This is a genomic window from Sphingomonas sp. Leaf23 (assembly GCF_001421585.1).
In the GTDB taxonomy this organism is placed as follows: domain Bacteria; phylum Pseudomonadota; class Alphaproteobacteria; order Sphingomonadales; family Sphingomonadaceae; genus Sphingomonas.
The window spans coordinates 397139-415344 of the sequence record NZ_LMKR01000003.1; the positions used below are offsets into that span (position 1 = coordinate 397139).

Consider the following 18206-nt stretch of genomic DNA (forward strand, 5'->3'; position numbering starts at 1 on the left):
CTGCGCAGCCGCCGGCATTCGGCGCGGCGCGCACGCCTGACCCCAAAGGAAATTCGCCCATGTTCGGTGGCCTCGCCAAATCGCTGTTCGGGTCGTCCAACGACCGTTACGTCAAATCGCTCGGGTCGATCGTCGACAAGATCAACGGCTTCGAACCCACGCTGACCGCCATGTCCGATGCGGAGCTCGCGGCACAGACGCCGAAGTTCCGCGAGCAGCTGGCGAACGGCGCCAAGCTCGATTCGCTGCTGCCAGAAGCCTTCGCGACCGTCCGCGAAGCCGCGCGTCGCGTGCTGGGCATGCGCCATTTCGATGTGCAGATGGTCGGCGGCATCGTGCTGCACCGGGGCGAAATCGCCGAGATGCGCACCGGTGAGGGCAAGACGCTGGTCGCGACGCTCGCCTGCTATCTGAACGCGCTGCCGGGCGATGGCGTCCACGTCGTCACCGTCAACGACTATCTGGCGCGGCGCGACGCGGCACAGATGGGGCAGGTGTACGGCTTCCTGGGTCTCACTACCGGCGTGATCGTGCCGAACATCGCCGATCACCAGCGCCGCGAAGCGTATGGCGCCGACATCACCTACGGCACCAACAACGAATTCGGCTTCGATTACCTGCGCGACAATATGAAGTTCGACCGCGCGTCGATGACGCAGCGGCCGTTCAACTTCGCGATCGTCGACGAAGTCGATTCGATCCTGATCGACGAGGCGCGCACCCCGCTCATCATCTCGGGTCCCACCGACGACAAGTCCGACCTGTACCGCTCGGTCGACGAGATCGTGAAGCGCCTGAGCGCGGACGATTACGAAAAGGACGAAAAGCAGAAGGCGATCGTGCTGACCGAGGACGGCACCGAAAAGGTCGAACGGATGCTGGAGGATGCCGGGCTGCTGTTCGGCGCAAACCTCTACGACTTCGAAAATACGCAGGTCGTCCACCATGTGAATCAGGCGTTGCGGGCGAACATGATGTTCAAGCGCGATACCGACTACATCGTGAAGGACGGCAAGGTCGTCATCATCGACGAATTCACCGGCCGCATGATGGACGGCCGCCGCTGGTCGGACGGCCTGCACCAGGCGACCGAGGCGAAGGAAGGCGTGACGATCGAGCCGGAGAACCAGACGCTCGCCTCGATCACCTTCCAGAATTATTTCCGCATGTACCCGAAGCTGTCGGGCATGACGGGCACCGCTGCGACCGAAGCGCCCGAATTCTTCGACATCTACAAGATGAACGTCGTCTCGATCCCGACCAACGTGCCGGTGCGCCGCGTCGACGAGGAAGACGAATTCTACAAGACGCTGGACGACAAGTTCCGCGCCATTGCCAAGAAGATCCGCGAACATGCGTCGCAAGGGCAGCCGGTGCTGGTCGGCACCGTCTCGATCGAAAAGTCGGAACTGCTGTCGGAGTTTCTCACGCAGGAGGGCGTCGACCACAAGGTCCTGAACGCCCGCTACCACGAATCCGAAGCGCATATCGTGGCGCAGGCCGGGCGGCTGGGCGCAGTGACGATCGCGACCAACATGGCCGGTCGCGGCACCGACATTCAGCTGGGCGGCAACCTCGAATTCCGCATGCTCGACGAACATCCCGACCTGGTCGAGGGGACGAGCGAATATGATGCCGCCGCCGCGCGCATCCGGGCGGAGATCGTCGAGGAAAAGCAGAAGGTGCTCGATGCCGGCGGCCTGTTCGTGCTCGGCACCGAACGCCATGAAAGCCGCCGCATCGACAACCAGCTGCGCGGCCGGTCGGGGCGTCAGGGCGATCCGGGTCTGTCGCGCTTCTACCTGTGCCTCGACGACGATCTGCTACGCATCTTCGGGCCGGACACGCTGTTTGCCAAGATGATGCGCAACAATATCGAGGATGGCGAGGCGATCGGCAGCAAGTGGCTGTCCCGCGCGATCGAAACCGCGCAGCGCAAGGTCGAAGCGCGCAACTATGACGTGCGCAAGCAGGTTGTCGAATATGACGACGTGATGAACGACCAGCGCAAGGTCATCTACGAACAGCGCGCCGACATCATGGATGCCGAAGCGGTCGGCGACGTCGTGGTCGACATGCGCCACGCGGTGGTCAACACCGTGGTCGGCGACGCGGTGCCGCCCGACAGCTATCCCGAACAGTGGAATGTCGAGGGGCTTCGCGAACAGGCGCAGGAGCTGCTGGGCGTCGATGCGCCGGTCGCCGAATGGGTCGCGAACGAAGACGGCCTCGACGCGGAGACGCTGGAAGAGCGCATCCGCACCGAAGCCGACGCGCTGGTCGATGCCAAGTCGGCCGAACTGGATGCCGACAGCTGGACCCAGATCGAGAAGTCGATCCTGCTCCAGACGCTCGACCATCACTGGAAGGAGCATCTGGCGATGCTCGACGCGCTGCGCGCCGTCATCCACCTGCGCGCCTATGCGCAGAAGACGCCGATCAACGAATATAAGCAGGAGGCGTTCGCGCTGTTCGAACGGATGCTGGGCAGCATCCGCGAGGACGTGACCCGCACGATGGCGCACGCGAACTTCAATTTCCAGGCGCCGCCCGAGCTGCCGGAACTGCCCGATTTCCTGACGATGCATATCGACCCGCTGACCGGCGAGGACGACAGCTGGGGCGGGGAGGGCACGCCTGGGCTGGTAACGACCCGCGTGCCGATGCTGCAGATGGCCGCCCCGCAGCCCGACGAGGAACTGGGCGACGATCCGGCAAGCTGGGAAGGCCGCGTCAGCCGCAACGCGCCGTGCCCGTGCGGGTCGGGGCGCAAGTACAAGCACTGCCATGGGGCGCTGGTGGCGTAAGCCGCCGCTGGGCTGCGTTTCCAGGTTACCGTATCCCCGCGCAGGCGGGGATCCAGGGTTACGGGCGATGACGCTTGCGGCTCTGGATCCCCGCCTGCGCAGGGGTACGCTTATTGGTGAGGCGAAGGCCCAATCGCCAGTTGGTGACCAACCGCTCTCCCCCCGTCACCCCGGGCTTGACCCGGGGTCCCGCTTCTTTTTCTTCCACGGCTGGTGAAGAAGCGGGACCCCGGATCAAGTCCGGGGTGACGAGATTGGCTGGTGTCGCTGCCAATATGCGAGCGTCCCCAACGCACTCCGCCAATGCAATACGTCCAACCTCGACGGACAGGCCCGCCCAGCAAAAAGGCCGCCGCTCCCCCATGGGAACGGCGGCCTTTCCGCGATTCAGGCTCAAACGCCGCTTACCGGCGCGGTTCCGGCTCCATCACGCTCGGCCCGAGGCTCTGCAGCACCGCACGGGCATCGAACGCCCGAACGTTGTTGCCGGGCTTGGGACCGCGGCCCAGCACGATTTCCGCCATCGCCTCATATTTGTCGACGGTGCGAATATCGACCGAGCGGTCGAAGAACGGATCGCCCCAGAACGGGTCCCAGGCGCGCCAGCCGAATGCCGGGCTGCGATAGCGCCATGCCGGACCCCAGCCGCCAAAGCCGAAGCCGCCGCCCCATCCCCCGAAGCCACCACCGACGCCCGGCGTCGAGTAGGTGCGGCTGCGCAGGTTGGTGTCGCGATCGGCCATGATGAAATAGTCATAGCCACGCTCCAGCGTCAGCTGCGCCGCGCGATAAAGCAGATAACGCTCGACCGTTTCACGCGACGTCAGGCTGTTGCCCGAAAAGCTGACCTGATAGCGGTTCGGCTCGATCTGCTGGTCGCTATAGCCGTTGCGATAGAATCCCGAGCCCGAAGCGGGCTGATACGGGGTCGGCGTCGCGCAGGCGGCCAGCGCCAGCGCCCCGACAAGGGTGGTGCCGATCGCCCGCAGGCGGGCACGCGGGGTAGGGTTCAGCAACATCAGTTTCTCCAATGCCGCCATGGCTACCGACCCATGGCGTCGTTCCATTACGAATGAAACGATCCGCCGGGGGTTCGGGTCCGTGGACTTGAGCCGATGGACCGTGCCGTACATCAGATTAGCCGTTGCTGAACGCCGGCTTACCAAGATGCACCAATGGCATAGTCCAAAACGACCAAAGGCGGAGCATCAGCCCCGCCTTGTACGCCCGGTCGTGCCGGGGTGTCGCTGGCTCCCTGAGTAGGACCGGGAAGGCGTATGCCTGACTGTGCCAGCGGACGCCATACGAACCATGCGACTCGTTGCTATTCAGCCAGTTACGGTTCTCCAACCGTGCCACGGCGTGACTTGACGCGCCTGTCATTGCCAGTTCATAGTGTGGGGACAAACTGTGTACTCCAACTGAGGACGTGCGTTATGGGTAAGCTCAAGGACAAGCAGGTCGTGAACGCCAAGCCCGGAACCCATGGTGACGGCGATGGACTGTACCTTCGCGTCAAACCGACTGGCCGGCGCTCGTGGATTCTGCGTGTGCAGCACATGGGGAAGCGCGAGGATATTGGCCTTGGGTCTTACCCCTTGGTGACGCTCGCGAAGGCTCGCGAAGAGGCATTGCGCTACCGTCGCGTTGCCAAAGAGGGCGGGAATATCCGGCAGACGCGGAAAGCAGATCGCACGCCGGCGCCTGTCATTCCGACGTTCGCTGAGGCCGTCAAGAAGGCCCACGCTTCGAAGACCGAGGGCCTCAGCGATAAGACCCGCGCGGCGTTCAAGGCGTCACTTGACCTGCACATCGTGCCAAAACTCGGCGACAAGCCCGTCAACGAGATAGGCATATCCGATGTGATCGCCGCGCTGGCCCCGACGTGGACCACCAAGCCCGCGCTCGCACAGAAGCTACGGCATTGGACGCTGCAAGTTCTCAACTTCGCCGCTGCGCAGGAATGGCGCTCTACGCCCGCGCCGACCGCCGCCGAAATCCGTAGCGGCCTCGCGAACAGGCCGCAGGGTAAAAACTTCGCGTCCGTCCCGTTCGAAGAGGTCCCGGCCTTTGTGTCTGGTGAGTTGGCGAAGGAGGCGACCGCTGGCCGCTTGGCGCTACTATTCACCATCCTGACCGCTGCCCGATCGGGCGAGACGCGATCGGCGCGCTGGGAACACTTCGATATTGAGGCGCGCGAATGGAACCGACCCGCCGACCTTATGAAGGCGAGGCAAGCGCATACCGTCACCTTGAACGATGCGGCGCTGTCGATCCTCAAACAGGCGAAAGAGCTATTCGGCGACACGGGCCTTGTGTTCCCCGGCCGCAAGGCTGGCAGTCAGCTTAGCGACATGACGCTGAGCAAGGTGCTGAAAGCTGCCGGACGGACTGAAACTGTTCACGGCTTCCGCTCGACTTTCCGGGTGTGGGCGGTCCGTAAAATGCCAACGGTTTCAGCGGACGCGGCCGAAATGGCGCTGGCGCACCGGGTCGGAACGGCGACCACCCGAGCCTACCAGCGCGACGATCTACGTGAGCAGCGCCGGCCGCTTCTGGATGCCTGGGGGCGGTACGTCGCACCCTCGCTGAGCGGTCACACCGACAACATAATCAACCTCGCAAGGGCAGGATGACGAAAGAAAAGCTCCCCAATGTATTATTATGTTGCGCGGCTGCGCAATGTAACGCATGTAATGTGGCGCACCACGATACGGAGCGTCCCATGCAGTCCCATGCAAGAACCTCACCTCTGATTTCCTACCGCGTTAACGACGCGGCGCACGTGCTCGGCATCAGCCGGCGCACGATCTATCGCCTGATTGGTAGTGGTAAGCTGCGAGCGACTAAGGTGGGGAGCGCTACCCTGATCCCGGCCGACGACGTGCGTGCCCTTGCGGGTGGAGCATAAGCCGTGCCCCATATTGAAAACGCCCCCAGCCCGAAGGCTGAGAGCGTCGCATGTCATCTTGGCGGAGACAGCGGCGTTCCTAGCATTCGGCCGCGCTTAGCGCAATTCCCTGCGCCGATCCTGTTGCAGCACTGGTTCCGCGACAATGACCTGTTGGAGGTGTTGCAGTGATCGCCTCCGAAGCAACGAATGCGTTGCAGGCCGCTGCCCTAGAACAGGCTGCACGCGGCTGGCCCGTCTTTCCCTGCAACCCCCAGACAAAGCGACCTTTGACCGAACACGGGTTCAAGGACGCGTCTACCGATCCTCGCGTCATCGCGGCATGGTGGGCACGTTGGCCCAAAGCCATGATCGGCGTTCCGACCGGCGAGAAAATCGGGGCTTGGGTTCTCGATATTGACGACCCGGCAGCGTTCGAAGCGGCTTGCGATATACCCTTGCCGTCGACGCGACGTGCAACCACGGGGAAGGGGTATCACCTCTACTTTCGTTGGGATGCGAGCAACCCAGTCATTAATGCGCAGCGCACGGTGAAAGGCTGGCCCTTCCCAAGCCTGCCCGGCGCGGAAACGCGCGGGGAGGGCGGATACGCTATCATTCCCCCGTCGTGGCATCCTTCGGGGAAGCCTTATATTTGGACGTGCGACCAGGACGCGAGCGAGCCTCCCGATGAATTGGTCGAGCTGGTACGCAATCGCAAGCCAGACGCCGAGGTAACGCCGGCCGCGCCAGCCGCGACGGTGCCAGCCCCGCAAAAGTCCGCGCTGCGCACCGCATTGCAGGATACTGATTCCGCGTATGGCCTCGCTGCGCTCCAACAGGAGTGCGACCTGATAGCTATGGCATCGAGCGGCGCTCAGGAGGGCACTCTAAACAGCGCCGCTCTAAAGATCGGCGCTTTGGTAGGCGGCGGCGAATTGTCGTTCAGGACCGCCAGTTCTGGCCTTATTGCCGCTGGCCTGTGCATGGCGTCATTTGACCCCGGCAACCCTTGGACGGCTGAGGCAATATCGGCGAAGGTCGCGAGAGGATTGGCTGATGGTCAACGCTCGCCCCGTTCCGCTCCCGCGCCGGTCGCCAAGGCGCGACGGATGGCGGCGAATGATGATCCGGACGTGTCCGAGGACACGATCGCGCTTGCCTTTACGGCGCAGCATGGCGGATCGCTGCTGTTCGATCACAACGCCGGCCGCTGGTTCCGTTGGGACGGTGCGCGCTGGTTGATGGATGAAACCGATCTCGCGTTCGACTATGCGCGCCTCTTGGCTCGCGAGCTGGGCGGGGGGGTGCGGGCATTGGGACGCGCCGCGACCGCAAGCGGTGTCGAGAAGCTGGCGCGAGCTGACCGGACGCACGCAGTTACCAGCGCAGTATGGGATGCCGACCCGTACCTGTTGGGTACGCCTGGCGGGACAATCGATCTTCGCACCGGCATCCTCAGCGATTCGGACAAGGATCTACGGATCACCAAATTGACCGGGGCCGCGCCGGACCATGGCGAGCCTACCCTGTGGTTGCGGTTCCTGCATGACTCCCTTGGCGGCGACGCGGACATGATTGCGTTCCTCCAACTGTGGTGCGGATATAGCCTTACCGGGCTGACCACGGCACACGCCTTGTTGTTCATCTATGGCCCCGGCGGCAACGGAAAGTCGGTGTTCCTAAACACCGTTACGGGGATCATGGGCGATTACGCCGTCACGGCGGCGATGGAGACATTCGCCGACAGCAAGAACGATCGGCACTCGACCGAGCTTGCGATGCTTCGAGGTGCCCGTCTGGTGACGGCCAGCGAGACGGAAGAGGGCAGGGCGTGGGCAGAGGCTCGGATCAAGGCCCTGACCGGTGGCGACCCCATCACGGCCCGTTTCATGCGGCAGGACAACTTCACGTTCCGGCCGCAGTTCAAACTGACGATCGCCGGCAACCACGCTCCCGCGCTGAAGAACGTGGATGACGCCATGCGGCGTCGGTTCAACATCGCCCCGTTCGTGCTGAAGCCCACTAACCCCGATCGCGACCTGGAGGACAAGCTGAAGGCCGAATGGCCTCAAATCCTCGCATGGATGATTGCAGGCGCACGGAAGTATCTGGCGACGGGCCTGACCCGTCCGGCGGCTATCGTAGAGGCCACCGACGAGTATTTCGCGGAGCAGGACGTGTTCGGCCAGTGGATTGACGAACGGTGCGTCATTGAGGCCGGAAAAATGGAATATGCCGCCAAGCTGTATGCTGACTGGGAAACCTTCGCAAAGGCGAACGGGGAGGTTCCGGGAACGGCGAAGTCATTCGGCGCAGCGATGAAGAAACGCAACCTGACCGTCAAAAACTCGCGGGCGCTTGGTAGCCTTGGCAAGACCTATTTCGGCATCGCCGTGGTTCAGGTGGCGCAGCGCAACTATCACGATCCGGCCGACCGCGACTGAGCGCCTGCGCAACGGTGTTACCGTTGTTACCGATGTTACGCATTTTCCAGATCAGACATTCACATGCGCGCGCGGGTGTGGATCGATGAGGATAACCGGTAACATCGGTAACACGGGTAACAGGAGGTGGTTTGTAGGCCGCCCACGCGCGAACACCTCGCCGCCCGCCTTTTCTTGCCGCTGACAACCGGCCAGTTCGGTTCCTGATATAGGAGCCAGTGCAGATGCGAAAATGCTTGCAATTCCGCCATTATTCCCGATACGTTCTAACCCTAACCTGTGGTTTATCCCCACACCCGGAGCCAAGAATGCCAAGTCCCGGCACCCGTCCAGCACCGCTAAGGCCAGAGGTTCGCACCCGTGTTGGCAACGGTAGCGTCATGCTGGCCGGGGTTGACGGGCGTTCGGCTGTCGCACGCCGCTACCGGGAGATTGTCGAGACGCTACGGGCGGACATGGGCGGCGACCCATCGGAGGCACAGGAGCAGATCGCGCGCCGTGCGGCCTCGCTGGCAATCTGGTGCGAGCAACAGGACGAAGGGGCGGCGAACGGCAAGCCTATCGACGTGGCGGCATACACGACCGCCGCCAACAGCCTGCGCCGCCTGCTGGAGTCGCTGGGCCTCAAGCGGGCGATGCGCAACGTCACGCCGTCTATTGCCGAGTACGGGGCGCAGGCGGCAGCGCGGAGGGCGGTGGCATGATTACGTTCTCCGAGGCTTGCCGCGACCCGAACCTATTCGGCGACTGGTTCGAACCTGATAGCTGGGCGACGTGGCGCGTCATCGACAAGGCGCTGTTCGGGGAGCCGTTGGACGCTGCCGAGCTTGCCACCTTCACCGAGTTGACCGGGCGCACCGAGGCACCGACCGAGGCGGCAACGGAGGGCTGGTTCATCTGTGGCCGGCGATCGGGCAAGGACGTGAAGGCATCGGCCCTCGCGACCTACCTTGCCACGTTCGGCGCTGAGCAGATGGGGTGGCTCGACTGCATCGTTCCCGGCGAAACGGTGATGGTCCAGCTTATCGCCAAGGACCGGAAGCAGGCGAAGGTGTGCCTTGGGTACATCAAGGCGTATTTCCGCAAGCCCTTGCTGGCACAGATGGTCGCCAAGCAGACGGCTGAGGGGATCGAGCTAACCAACGGCATCACGATCGAGATTACGACGAACGACGTGGGCGGCACCCGTGGCCCTACCGTCGTCGCAGCGGTGTTCGATGAAGTGGCGTTCTGGTCGTCGGAGAACAGCGCCAACCCCGATCAGGACGTGTACAACGCGGTAAAGCCGGCAATGGCGACCGTGCCGGGGGCGATGCTTATCGGCATTAGCAGCCCCTACGCCCGTCGCGGCCTGCTGTGGAACAAGCACAAGAGGCACCATGGCAAGCCCGGTAAGACGCTGGTCGTGCAAGCTCCAACGTGGGTGATGAACCCGACCATCAAACGCGATGGCGAGTTCCTGACCGAGGCTTACGAGAACGACCCGGCATCGGCATCGGCCGAGTATGGCGGCGAGTTCCGCAAGGACGTGGAGGCGTTCGTTTCGCTGGAGGTCGTGGAGGCCTGCGCAGAAGTCGGCACCCGCGAACGCGCACCCCGACCCGGCGTGCAGTATACCGCCTTCGTCGATCCTTCGGGCGGTTCGCAGGACAGCATGACGCTGGCGATTGCCCATCATGAGGGCGACAAGGACGAGTTCCTTACCGTCATCGACGCCACGCGCGAAGTTAAGCCGCCTTTCTCTCCCGAAGGAGTCGTGGCTGAGTTCTGCGGGCTGTTGAAGTTGTACGGTATCCGCGAAGTCACCGGCGACCGCTATGCAGGCGAGTGGCCGCGCGAGCAGTTCCGCAAGCACGAAATCGCCTACATTGTGTCGGACAAGAACAGGTCGGACCTTTACCGCGACATGCTGCCTGTCCTGAATAGCGGCCGCGTATCGCTTTTGGACGACCCAAAGCTGATTAATCAGATCGTTGGACTTGAGCGCCGCACCGCGCGCGGGGGTCGTGACAGTATCGATCATGCGCCAGGCGGACATGACGACATCGCCAACGCTGTTGCGGGCGTCATCTCCAACGCTGCCCTGCCGCCTTGGCAACCGTGGGCATTCATCTTTCCCGAGACTGGCCCGAAGACGCTTGAAACCCAACGGAGTTACCTACCATGAACCCATTGCAAGAGTTCCTCGCCCGTCGTGCCAAGCGCGCGCCGGCACAGCCTGTCACCAATCAGGGCCAGCCGATCAGCCGCGAAGAGTTCGCCACGCTGTCGCTGGCGGTCGCGCACCTTATCGAGGACGTGGAAACGCTGTCGTCGCCGGGGAAGCTGGGCGCGGTGCTGAATCAGGCGGTTGCCGAAATCACGAACGGCAAGCCGGCCGGCAATCAATCGTTCCTTGCCCCCAAGGGCGACGACGTGACCCCGCCGCCTGCGCGCACTGTCGCCAACTCCGGTGTCCCGCGCACCCGCCCCCCGCTGGCGTTGCCCGCTTTCATCGCTCCCAAGGGCGACTGACCATGGCGCGGTATCGTCGCATCGTTGCCGACCAGTTCCTCGACGGGCCGCGCGTCAATCATGTGCGGCGGTGCTGTTACGTCCCTACCGTGCAGGCGAATGGCGATCGTCCGCGCGTGGCTGGCGTTCGGCCGGGTACGGCGCTGGTGTTCGGCCCTGACCTGTTGCCCGGACAGACGAAGTGGATCCCCGCGACCGCTGCGCCGATGGAGTTCCGCACGGAAACCTTCGCACTGGCGGGCATCAACCCAACCGGCCCGGTTTACATCGCGGACGTCGACACGCTGGGCGGCGGCGACACGATGACGGATTGGGCCTTCAACGCGATTGAGGCGGTGGCGCTGAGCGAGGGCAGGGCGCTGAACGTGCTGGTCCGCGCTGGCGCCAACGTCGTGAAGGGCGGGGGGCTGACGACGGACGCCTATGGGCGGTTCACTCCGGCCGGCAGCGGTGATCGCGTCATCATGTACGCCGACGAAACCTACAACAACAACACGGGCATCTATCAGCATGTCCGTGCCGTCCCTTGGATAGGAGCATGACCATGTACGGACTTGGAGCAGACATTCCCGTGGGACCGGCGCGGACGCCGGCACCAACGACGAAGATCGATCGCACGCAGATTCTCGACCCGCGCGAGTACTACCGCGATCCGTTGGCTTGCCCCGACTGGCCGGTCGTCGGGCCTAATCAGGGCTATGACGGCCAGCGCGGACGTGCCGGCGCTGAGGCGCGATTGCAGGCCATCGGCCTGTATCTCAACCGGGGAGAGGGCGCATTGCGCGCCCCTACCGATGATGAACGCGAGCAGGTCTTTGCTGCGACGTTCCGCCGCTCCGGATCAGTCTGGTACTACATGGGCATCAACAACCTCAGCCCGCTGGGCATGATGGTTGAGAGCGACGCACAGTTGATGGCCGAGGCGTGCCACCTGCGCGGATACCTGCGCAAGCTCGACGTGCAGGAGAAGGCGGCGGCTGAAGATGCGGAGGCGCGCCGGAAGAACGAAGCGCGCCGGACGCTGGATGAATACCGCCGCACCGTCGCGGACCAGATCGCCGAAATCGAGTCGCTGAACGAAGCGGTGGCGCGGCACAAGCAGGCCATGGAGGACGAAGCAGCCGTCCCGCGCCAGTACGGCCTACGGCAGCGCCTCGACGCCAATTACCGGGCGGCGGTCAACGCAGCTCACACGCTTGGGCTGGGCGTCCCTGACGCGCCCGCAGGCATCTAGGAGGGCGACATGACGGACCTTGCCGCGCTTAGTCTGAAGGTCGACAGCGATCAGGTCGTAAAGGCCGCGAACGACCTCAACCGCTTCTCCGAGGCGGCGAACAAGGCCGGCAAGTCGTCGGGCAACAACTCCGGGTCGATCGCCAAGCTGGTGGCGACGGTCCAGTCCATGAACGCCAAGCTGGGCGCGATCGTCGGTGCGGTTGAAAAGCTGTCGGCGGCAATGTCGACCAATGCCAAGGCAGCGTCGGGCATGGCGGCGGCGAACGACAATAGCGCGCGGGCCATGGCGGCGGCGGATGCCCACGTCAAAGCCTACACGCAGCATCTCGCTGGCCTCGCCAGTGCGCAGCAGGACGCCAACGCACACGTTAAGGCTTACCGAGCGGCAATGGCGACCGTGCCCGCCGTTATGGGCCAAGCCGACGCCCACGTCCTTGCCTACCGTTCTAGCCTGGGGAAGGTGGCGGACAACGCGAAAGCCGCCAGCACGGCAATCAAGTTCACGGCGCAAGACAGCCTGAACGCTTCTCGCCAGCTCGCCGATATTGGCGTCACCGCCATGTCGGGCATGAGTCCGTTCTTAATCGCGATCCAGCAGGGACCGCAGCTATTCGACATCCTGCAGAACAAGGCCGCGATGACGGGGCAGTCGATCGGGACCGTGTTTCGGGCGGCGGGGGTCGCAATCTGGGCCGCCCTCGCTCCTTTGCTGCCGATCATCGCGGCAGTCGCGGCTGGGGTCGGGATCGTCGCCGCCGGGTTCGCGGCCCTGACGAAGCAAGCAAACGACACGTCGGGCCTGCGCAAATACACGACAGAGATGGGCTACACCAAGGAAGAGGTTAAGAAGCTCAACGCTGTTAGCGTCACGTTCGGCGACACGACTAAGGCGGTGTTTCAGGTTGCGCTCCAAAGTGCCGCCGAGGCCATGGGCATCAACACCAAAACCATGGCAAAGACTTGGGACAAGTTCCTCGACTATCTGGCGACTGGCACGCGGGCGACGCTTGCCGGGATCTATGCGGGCCTTGCCGGCACGAAGGCCTATCTGGGCGAGCTTAGCAAGCCGGGTGCGGTGCTGAACGTGCTGACCGGGAACGATCCCGATATTATCAAGCGAACCTATGGCGCGTCCTATGACGAAGGCCAGAAGATGCTTGACCGTATCGTCAAGCAGGCTCGCAAGAACGCTGCTGCCCGACAGGCTGAAATGGCAAAGGGCTTCTATGACGCGCCGGCCGCAAAGGCTGGTCCGAAGGGCGGCAAGTCGAACGCCGAGAAGCTGTCGGATATTTACGCAGGAGCGCAGGCTGACATTGCGAGCGAGACGGCACGCGCCGCAGCCGTGGGGCTTTCGGCGCGCGCTACCGCCGAGCTGGAGCAACGCACGAAGCTACTGGCCGAAATCGAAAGAGCCAAAATCCCGGTCACCGACGCCGTTCGGTCAAAGGTCGACAGCCTCGCCAAGGCATATGCAAACCTGAAGGTCGCCACGGACAGCGCCATGGCGGTGCAGGGCGTGGTCGACGGCCTCGCCAAGCAGAACGACGCCATCAACGACCAGCTTGCGTTGGTAGGGCTGTACGGCGACGCACTGACGCAAGCGCGGATCGAAACTGAGGCGCTGGCCCGTGCGCGCGACGCCCTGCCCAAGGGGCAGGAGCTTTCCCCCGATCAGTACAAGTCGGTGGTTGATGCAACCAAGCCTGTTGTCCGCGATCAGAACAACCTAGATCGCGCCACCCGTAGCGCGCAGTTGGCGAAGGAATCCGCCGATGCCGCCTATGCAATGGACTTGGAAGCCAAAGGGCTGGGCCTCAGCGGGCAGGCGTTGATCGCCTACAATTACGCCATGGCTGAGAAGATCCGGCAGCAACAAGCCGGTATCACCTTGTCGGCTGAAGAGCTTGCGGCGATCGATCGCGCGGGCGAGGCTTATGCGAAACAGCGGTACGCGATCGATCAGCAGCGCGAGGCAATGCAGGGACTGCGGGATACGGCGCGGGGGTTCCTGACGGACTGGTTCGAGGGAGTCCGGCAGGGGGAGAACATCTTTAAGTCGTTCGGCAATGCGGTTGAAAAGGCGTTGGACCGGCTTATCCAGAAGATGATCGAGGCAGCTATCCAGCAATTGATCCTGAACGCGATTGTATCGGCCTTCGGAGGCGGCGGTAGCGGGTTCACCGGCTTCCTCATGTCGGCGCTAGGCGGCGGCGGGGGCGGTATGGGGTTCGCCAAGGGCGGCGCATTCGGCACGGCACAGCGGTTCGCGCAGGGCGGGGCATTCACGAACCAGATCGTCACTAGCCCGACGCTATTCCGCTTCGCCAAAGGCTCCAAGTTCGGCGAGATGGGCGAAAACGGCCCCGAAGCTGTCATGCCTTTGTCGCGGACTTCGACCGGCAAGCTGGGCGTGCATGTGGCTGGGGGTGGGGGGCAGGCACCCATCCGCATGGGCGACATTCACAACACCTATCAGGTGTCCGGTGCGATCGATCAGACGCAAATCGTCGCCATGATCCGACAGGGCGGGGCGGCGACATACGATCAGGTGAAGCGCGACCTGCAATCGCTACTGACCGAGATGGACCAAAATGGATCAGTGGCAACATAACGAGATAGCCGGCAGGGTCGGGAACCCCTGTCGTGCTAGAGGCCGGGAGCATCCCCATTCGCTCCCGGCCTCACCCGACTTCCTCAAATTGAGGGTGTCCCCAAAAGCGGGGAGACGCCCCCAAATCTGGGGGCAGGTCCACCGTTGGTGTTTATTCCCCATCCATGGGGGAAACTCGCATACCTACCGCCCCGATCGATGTTCCGGGGCGGGCAGCTTGGGGCGATCGGGGCGCTACGGTAGATCGGGGTGTAGCGTAGCGGTGTAGCAGAGTTTCATCGGCTGAAAATTCAGCCGTCGCCAACAGCATAGACGCGCGGAAGCCTCCCCTTTGGCGAGGGAAGGGCTTGCGCAGCGTAAATATCGAGTGCATCTAATCCGTGGGCGTAGAAACCCGGACCAGTGATAGGCAGCTACCCTTTGGCGAGGGCGGGTGCCGAATTGGAACCTTGGCGGGTTCCAGAACAGTGCACGCTTGGCGGCGTGGCACGGCCTTGGCCACCTTATGGCCGGGGGCGGTATGCCATGTCCAGCACGAAAGTGTAAAAGCTGCCGGCCTGTCTCACTGGCAGGTTTCTACCCCCCGGCTTCGGGTCCGACACCCGAAACGGCCGTAGAAAGCCGAACCAGTGAGAAGAACCATGCAACAGCAAATGCTGATGTTGCGGCTACAACCCCTGTCGCCGCTCGCGCGCACCTGTAGCGATCACCAGATCACCCCCGAACACCTCGAATTGATGGCCAAGGCGATGTTGGATGCCGCCATCGAGCTTCGGGCCAAGGAAGCGGGGGTGTGTGGCCATGCTTGACCTGCGCATCATGGACCATGGCCGGCCGATCCCGCTGGCGGACCTCCCCGCGATCGTCGGGCGCAAGGTCGCCTATGCCGAAATCGGCCATCACATCGACACGATGATTGCGCTGCTAGACGACCTCGCGGGCGATCCCGACTTGGAGGACAACGGCGATCACGAAGCCAGCAACGGCGACGATCAGGACGTGTCGTGGTTCGAATGGCAGGGCCGCAAGACACCGCCCCTGCGCGCCGACAGCCTCCAGAACGAGGACGACGAGGACGGCGACGACGACGCCTGCATGGCGGGCGACGATGATCCCACGCGCGTTGGCGACCCCTACGACGAGGACAGCGACCGGGAGGCGTCGACGTGGGAGTGCGGTGAGCGACAGCCAGATTGCTTGATCGACGTGACAGCATCCGATGACACCGAGGATTGCGGCGCGCGCAATCACCCGGCCCGCATCATGCACCGCGACCGCATCCGTGCGACCCGCTGTTCGGTGACGCGCCTTTGGGGAAGGCCGCAATACCGGCTGAACCGCAACCGCGCGCCGCTGCCAATGCGGGCGAACGACCTGTGACCCCAGACACGAAAGCGGCCCTAGAGGCCCTACAGCGCCGCTTGACCCATGCATGGGCCATCGCGGGTGTCATCGCCCCGCACCTCGACGGACAGAACAGCGACGCGGTTGCCGGTATCGAACAGATGCTAATGGACTGCGGCGACCAACTGGACCGAATCATCAACGACAAGGACTGATGCCCCAGCCCGCCCGGTGCGATCGGGCGGGTACGTCGCAAGTCGGAAAGGTGTTCAATTGTGGGGATGATTTACGGTGTCTTATAGAAAACCGAGCGTTATCAACGCCTTACTCGCAAAAAATGGCTCCCTGAGTAGGATTCGAACCTACGGCCGCTCGATTAACAGTCGAGAGCTCTACCGCTGAGCTATCAGGGAACAACTGCGAGGCCGCGTCTCTACCAGCGGATTCGGGCTTTGCAAGCGGTTATTTTCACTTTCTCGCCTCAGCCCGCAAACTGCTCCATCGTGATCCGGTCGTCGAGCGCATGTTCGGGGTCGAACAACAGCGTCAGGTCACGCACCCGATCCGCCGCGATGTCCACCTGCGCCACGTCGCGCACTTCGCGCTGGTCGGCGACGGCCGAGACGGGACGCTTCTCCGGCTCCAGTACGCGCAGCGTAATGCGCGCCTTGTCGGGCAGGATGGCCCCGCGCCAGCGCCGCGGGCGGAACGGGCTGATCGGGGTCAGCGCCAGCATCCCCGACCCCATCGGCAGGATCGGGCCGTTGGCCGACAGGTTATAGGCGGTCGATCCGGCGGGGGTCGCGGCCAGGATGCCGTCGCAGACCAGTTCGGGCATCACCACCCGGTCGTTGAGCGATACCTCCAGCTTCGCGGTCTGGCGGGTTTCGCGCAGCAGCGAGACTTCGTTGATCGCGGGCAGTACACGCTGTTCGCCATCCATCGTCGTCGCGGTCATGGTGAGCGGTGACACGCGGAACGGCTTGGCCCGGCCCAGCCGCCGATCCAGCTCGTCCATGCGCCATTCGTTCATCAGGAACCCGACCGTGCCCAGGTTCATGCCGAACACCGGCACCGTCCGCCGCCGTTCCAGCAGCATGTGCAGCACCTGCAACAGGAACCCGTCGCCGCCCAGCGCGACGATCAGGTCGGCATCCTCGACCCCCACCCAGTCGTAGCGGGCGCGCAGCGTTTCCTCCGCCGCGCGCGCCTGTGCGGTGGGGGAGGCCAGCAATGCAAGGCGCGTGGTCATCCGCCGGTCACACTCATATGGCGGGCGACGGCGGGCGCCGCCCCGGTTTCGATACGGAAATCATGCGCAGCGGGCTTGCGCGGCAGGGCGGCGTCCAGCGCGGCATCGACCGCCGCGATCCCGCCCTCGCGCAATGCATCCTTCAGGTCGACATGATCGTCATGGCCGAGACAGAGGTAGAGTTTCCCCTCGGTCGTCAGCCGCACCCGGTTGCACCCGGCACAGAAATTAGCGGTGAGGGGCGAGATAAGGCCCAGCCGGTTGCCATGTTCGCCCACCCGCCAGTAGCGCGCCGGCCCGCCGGTCTGGTGGTTGTCGCGCGTCAGGGTGAAGCGATCGGACAGGGTGTCGAACACGCGGGTCAGCGGCACGAAGCGGTCGGTGCGATCCTCGTCGATCGCGCCCAGCGGCATGGTTTCGATCAGCGACAGGTCATGCCCCTCGCGCCCGCACCAGTCGAGCATGTCGCCGACATGCTCCTCGTTCAGCCCCTTCAGGACCACCATGTTGATCTTGACCGCAAGGCCCGCCTCGCGCGCGGCGGCAATGCCGTCCAGCACCTGCGCGACGTCGCCATGCCGCGTGACATAGCGGAAGACGTCGGGCTCGAGGCTGTCGAGGCTGACATTAATCCGCCGGATGCCGGCAGCCGCCAGCGCTGGCGCATGTTCCCGCAGCCGCGTGGCGTTGGTCGTCATGGTCAGTTCGGACAGGCCGTTCCCGACCATCCGGCCCAGCCGCTGGGTCAGTTCGGTCACGCCGCGCCGCACCAGCGGCTCGCCGCCCGACAGGCGGATTTTGTCGATCCCGCGCGCCACGAAGCGCTCGGCGATCAGCGCGATCTCCTCCAGGCTCAGCAGCTTGGCGCGCGGCAGGAAGGTCATCGCCTCCGCCATGCAATAGCGGCAGCGCAGGTCGCACCGATCGGTGACCGATATGCGCAGATAGCGGATGGTACGGCCATGCGCGTCGATAAGGGAAGGGGCGCAGGACATTACCGGCAAAGCTAGGGTGCCGACCCCGGAATGGCAATGACCGGGGCTGCGCGCTTTTCGTGCCGAACCTGCCCTGTCCCGAGCGGGGGGCGGGGCGATCAGCCGGT

16 protein-coding genes and 1 tRNA gene are annotated in these 18206 nt (G+C 63.9%); 13 read left to right on the forward strand and 4 right to left on the reverse strand.

What is annotated here, in order from left to right:
• The first annotated feature begins 59 nt into the window (after positions 1 to 59).
• Positions 60 to 2807, forward strand: a complete 2748-nt coding sequence (secA, locus tag ASE67_RS10180) for a preprotein translocase subunit SecA (RefSeq protein WP_055760326.1) — start codon at positions 60 to 62, stop codon at positions 2805 to 2807.
• A 404-nt stretch (positions 2808 to 3211) separates the two neighbouring features.
• Here secA and ASE67_RS10185 read toward each other — a convergent pair whose 3' ends face one another.
• A complete protein-coding gene (locus tag ASE67_RS10185) occupies positions 3212 to 3874 on the reverse strand; it encodes a CC0125/CC1285 family lipoprotein (RefSeq protein WP_055760329.1) in 663 nt (220 codons plus the stop codon).
• Between the two features lie 369 nt (positions 3875 to 4243).
• Here ASE67_RS10185 and ASE67_RS10190 point away from each other — a divergent pair, with 369 nt between their 5' ends.
• The 12 genes from ASE67_RS10190 (at position 4244) to ASE67_RS18200 (ending at position 16067) form a co-directional block, all read left to right on the forward strand.
• Positions 4244 to 5443, forward strand: a complete 1200-nt coding sequence (locus tag ASE67_RS10190) for a tyrosine-type recombinase/integrase (protein ID WP_055760331.1) — start codon at positions 4244 to 4246, stop codon at positions 5441 to 5443.
• A gap of 89 nt (positions 5444 to 5532) precedes the next feature.
• A complete protein-coding gene (locus tag ASE67_RS17750; RefSeq protein ID WP_082457054.1) occupies positions 5533 to 5718 on the forward strand; it encodes a helix-turn-helix domain-containing protein in 186 nt (61 codons plus the stop codon).
• Between the two features lie 167 nt (positions 5719 to 5885).
• Entirely contained in the window at positions 5886 to 8144 is a 2259-nt protein-coding gene (locus ASE67_RS17755; RefSeq protein ID WP_082457055.1) for a phage/plasmid primase, P4 family, read from the forward strand.
• A gap of 380 nt (positions 8145 to 8524) precedes the next feature.
• Positions 8525 to 8848 carry a hypothetical protein gene (locus tag ASE67_RS10200; RefSeq protein ID WP_200922198.1) on the forward strand — a complete coding sequence of 108 codons (324 nt, stop codon included), beginning with the start codon at positions 8525 to 8527 and terminating at the stop codon, positions 8846 to 8848.
• Complete coding sequence (locus tag ASE67_RS10205) at positions 8845 to 10311, forward strand: hypothetical protein (protein ID WP_200922199.1); 1467 nt, start codon at positions 8845 to 8847, stop codon at positions 10309 to 10311. The genes ASE67_RS10200 and ASE67_RS10205 overlap by 4 nt, the downstream gene beginning before the upstream one ends.
• On the forward strand, positions 10308 to 10658 hold the full coding sequence (locus ASE67_RS10210; protein ID WP_055760340.1) for a hypothetical protein: 351 nt from the start codon (positions 10308 to 10310) through the stop codon (positions 10656 to 10658). The genes ASE67_RS10205 and ASE67_RS10210 overlap by 4 nt, the downstream gene beginning before the upstream one ends.
• A gap of 2 nt (positions 10659 to 10660) precedes the next feature.
• Positions 10661 to 11200: a hypothetical protein gene (locus ASE67_RS10215; RefSeq protein WP_055760344.1), complete on the forward strand. Its 540-nt coding sequence runs from the start codon at positions 10661 to 10663 to the stop codon at positions 11198 to 11200.
• A complete protein-coding gene (locus tag ASE67_RS10220; RefSeq protein ID WP_055760347.1) occupies positions 11197 to 11892 on the forward strand; it encodes a hypothetical protein in 696 nt (231 codons plus the stop codon). Before ASE67_RS10215 ends, ASE67_RS10220 begins: the two co-directional genes overlap by 4 nt.
• 9 nt (positions 11893 to 11901) lie before the next feature.
• Complete coding sequence (locus ASE67_RS10225) at positions 11902 to 14508, forward strand: phage tail length tape measure family protein (RefSeq protein WP_055760350.1); 2607 nt, start codon at positions 11902 to 11904, stop codon at positions 14506 to 14508.
• Between the two features lie 641 nt (positions 14509 to 15149).
• Positions 15150 to 15317: a hypothetical protein gene (locus tag ASE67_RS18195; protein WP_156348581.1), complete on the forward strand. Its 168-nt coding sequence runs from the start codon at positions 15150 to 15152 to the stop codon at positions 15315 to 15317.
• Positions 15265 to 15888, forward strand: a complete 624-nt coding sequence (locus tag ASE67_RS10230) for a hypothetical protein (protein WP_156348582.1) — start codon at positions 15265 to 15267, stop codon at positions 15886 to 15888. The genes ASE67_RS18195 and ASE67_RS10230 overlap by 53 nt, the downstream gene beginning before the upstream one ends.
• Before the next feature lie 41 nt (positions 15889 to 15929).
• The gene (locus ASE67_RS18200) at positions 15930 to 16067 is read left to right on the forward strand and encodes a hypothetical protein (protein WP_156348583.1); all 138 of its coding nucleotides are present in this window, start codon (positions 15930 to 15932) and stop codon (positions 16065 to 16067) included.
• A gap of 123 nt (positions 16068 to 16190) precedes the next feature.
• Here ASE67_RS18200 and ASE67_RS10235 read toward each other — a convergent pair.
• From ASE67_RS10235 to moaA, 3 genes are all read right to left on the reverse strand, one after another.
• Positions 16191 to 16265, reverse strand: a tRNA-Asn gene (locus ASE67_RS10235).
• A gap of 68 nt (positions 16266 to 16333) precedes the next feature.
• Positions 16334 to 17104: an NAD kinase gene (locus ASE67_RS10240; RefSeq protein WP_055760357.1), complete on the reverse strand. Its 771-nt coding sequence runs from the start codon at positions 17102 to 17104 to the stop codon at positions 16334 to 16336.
• Positions 17101 to 18099, reverse strand: coding sequence for a GTP 3',8-cyclase MoaA (gene moaA, locus ASE67_RS10245; protein WP_055760359.1), 999 nt, complete (start codon positions 18097 to 18099; stop codon positions 17101 to 17103). Before moaA ends, ASE67_RS10240 begins: the two co-directional genes overlap by 4 nt.
• Positions 18100 to 18206: the final 107 nt, after the last annotated feature.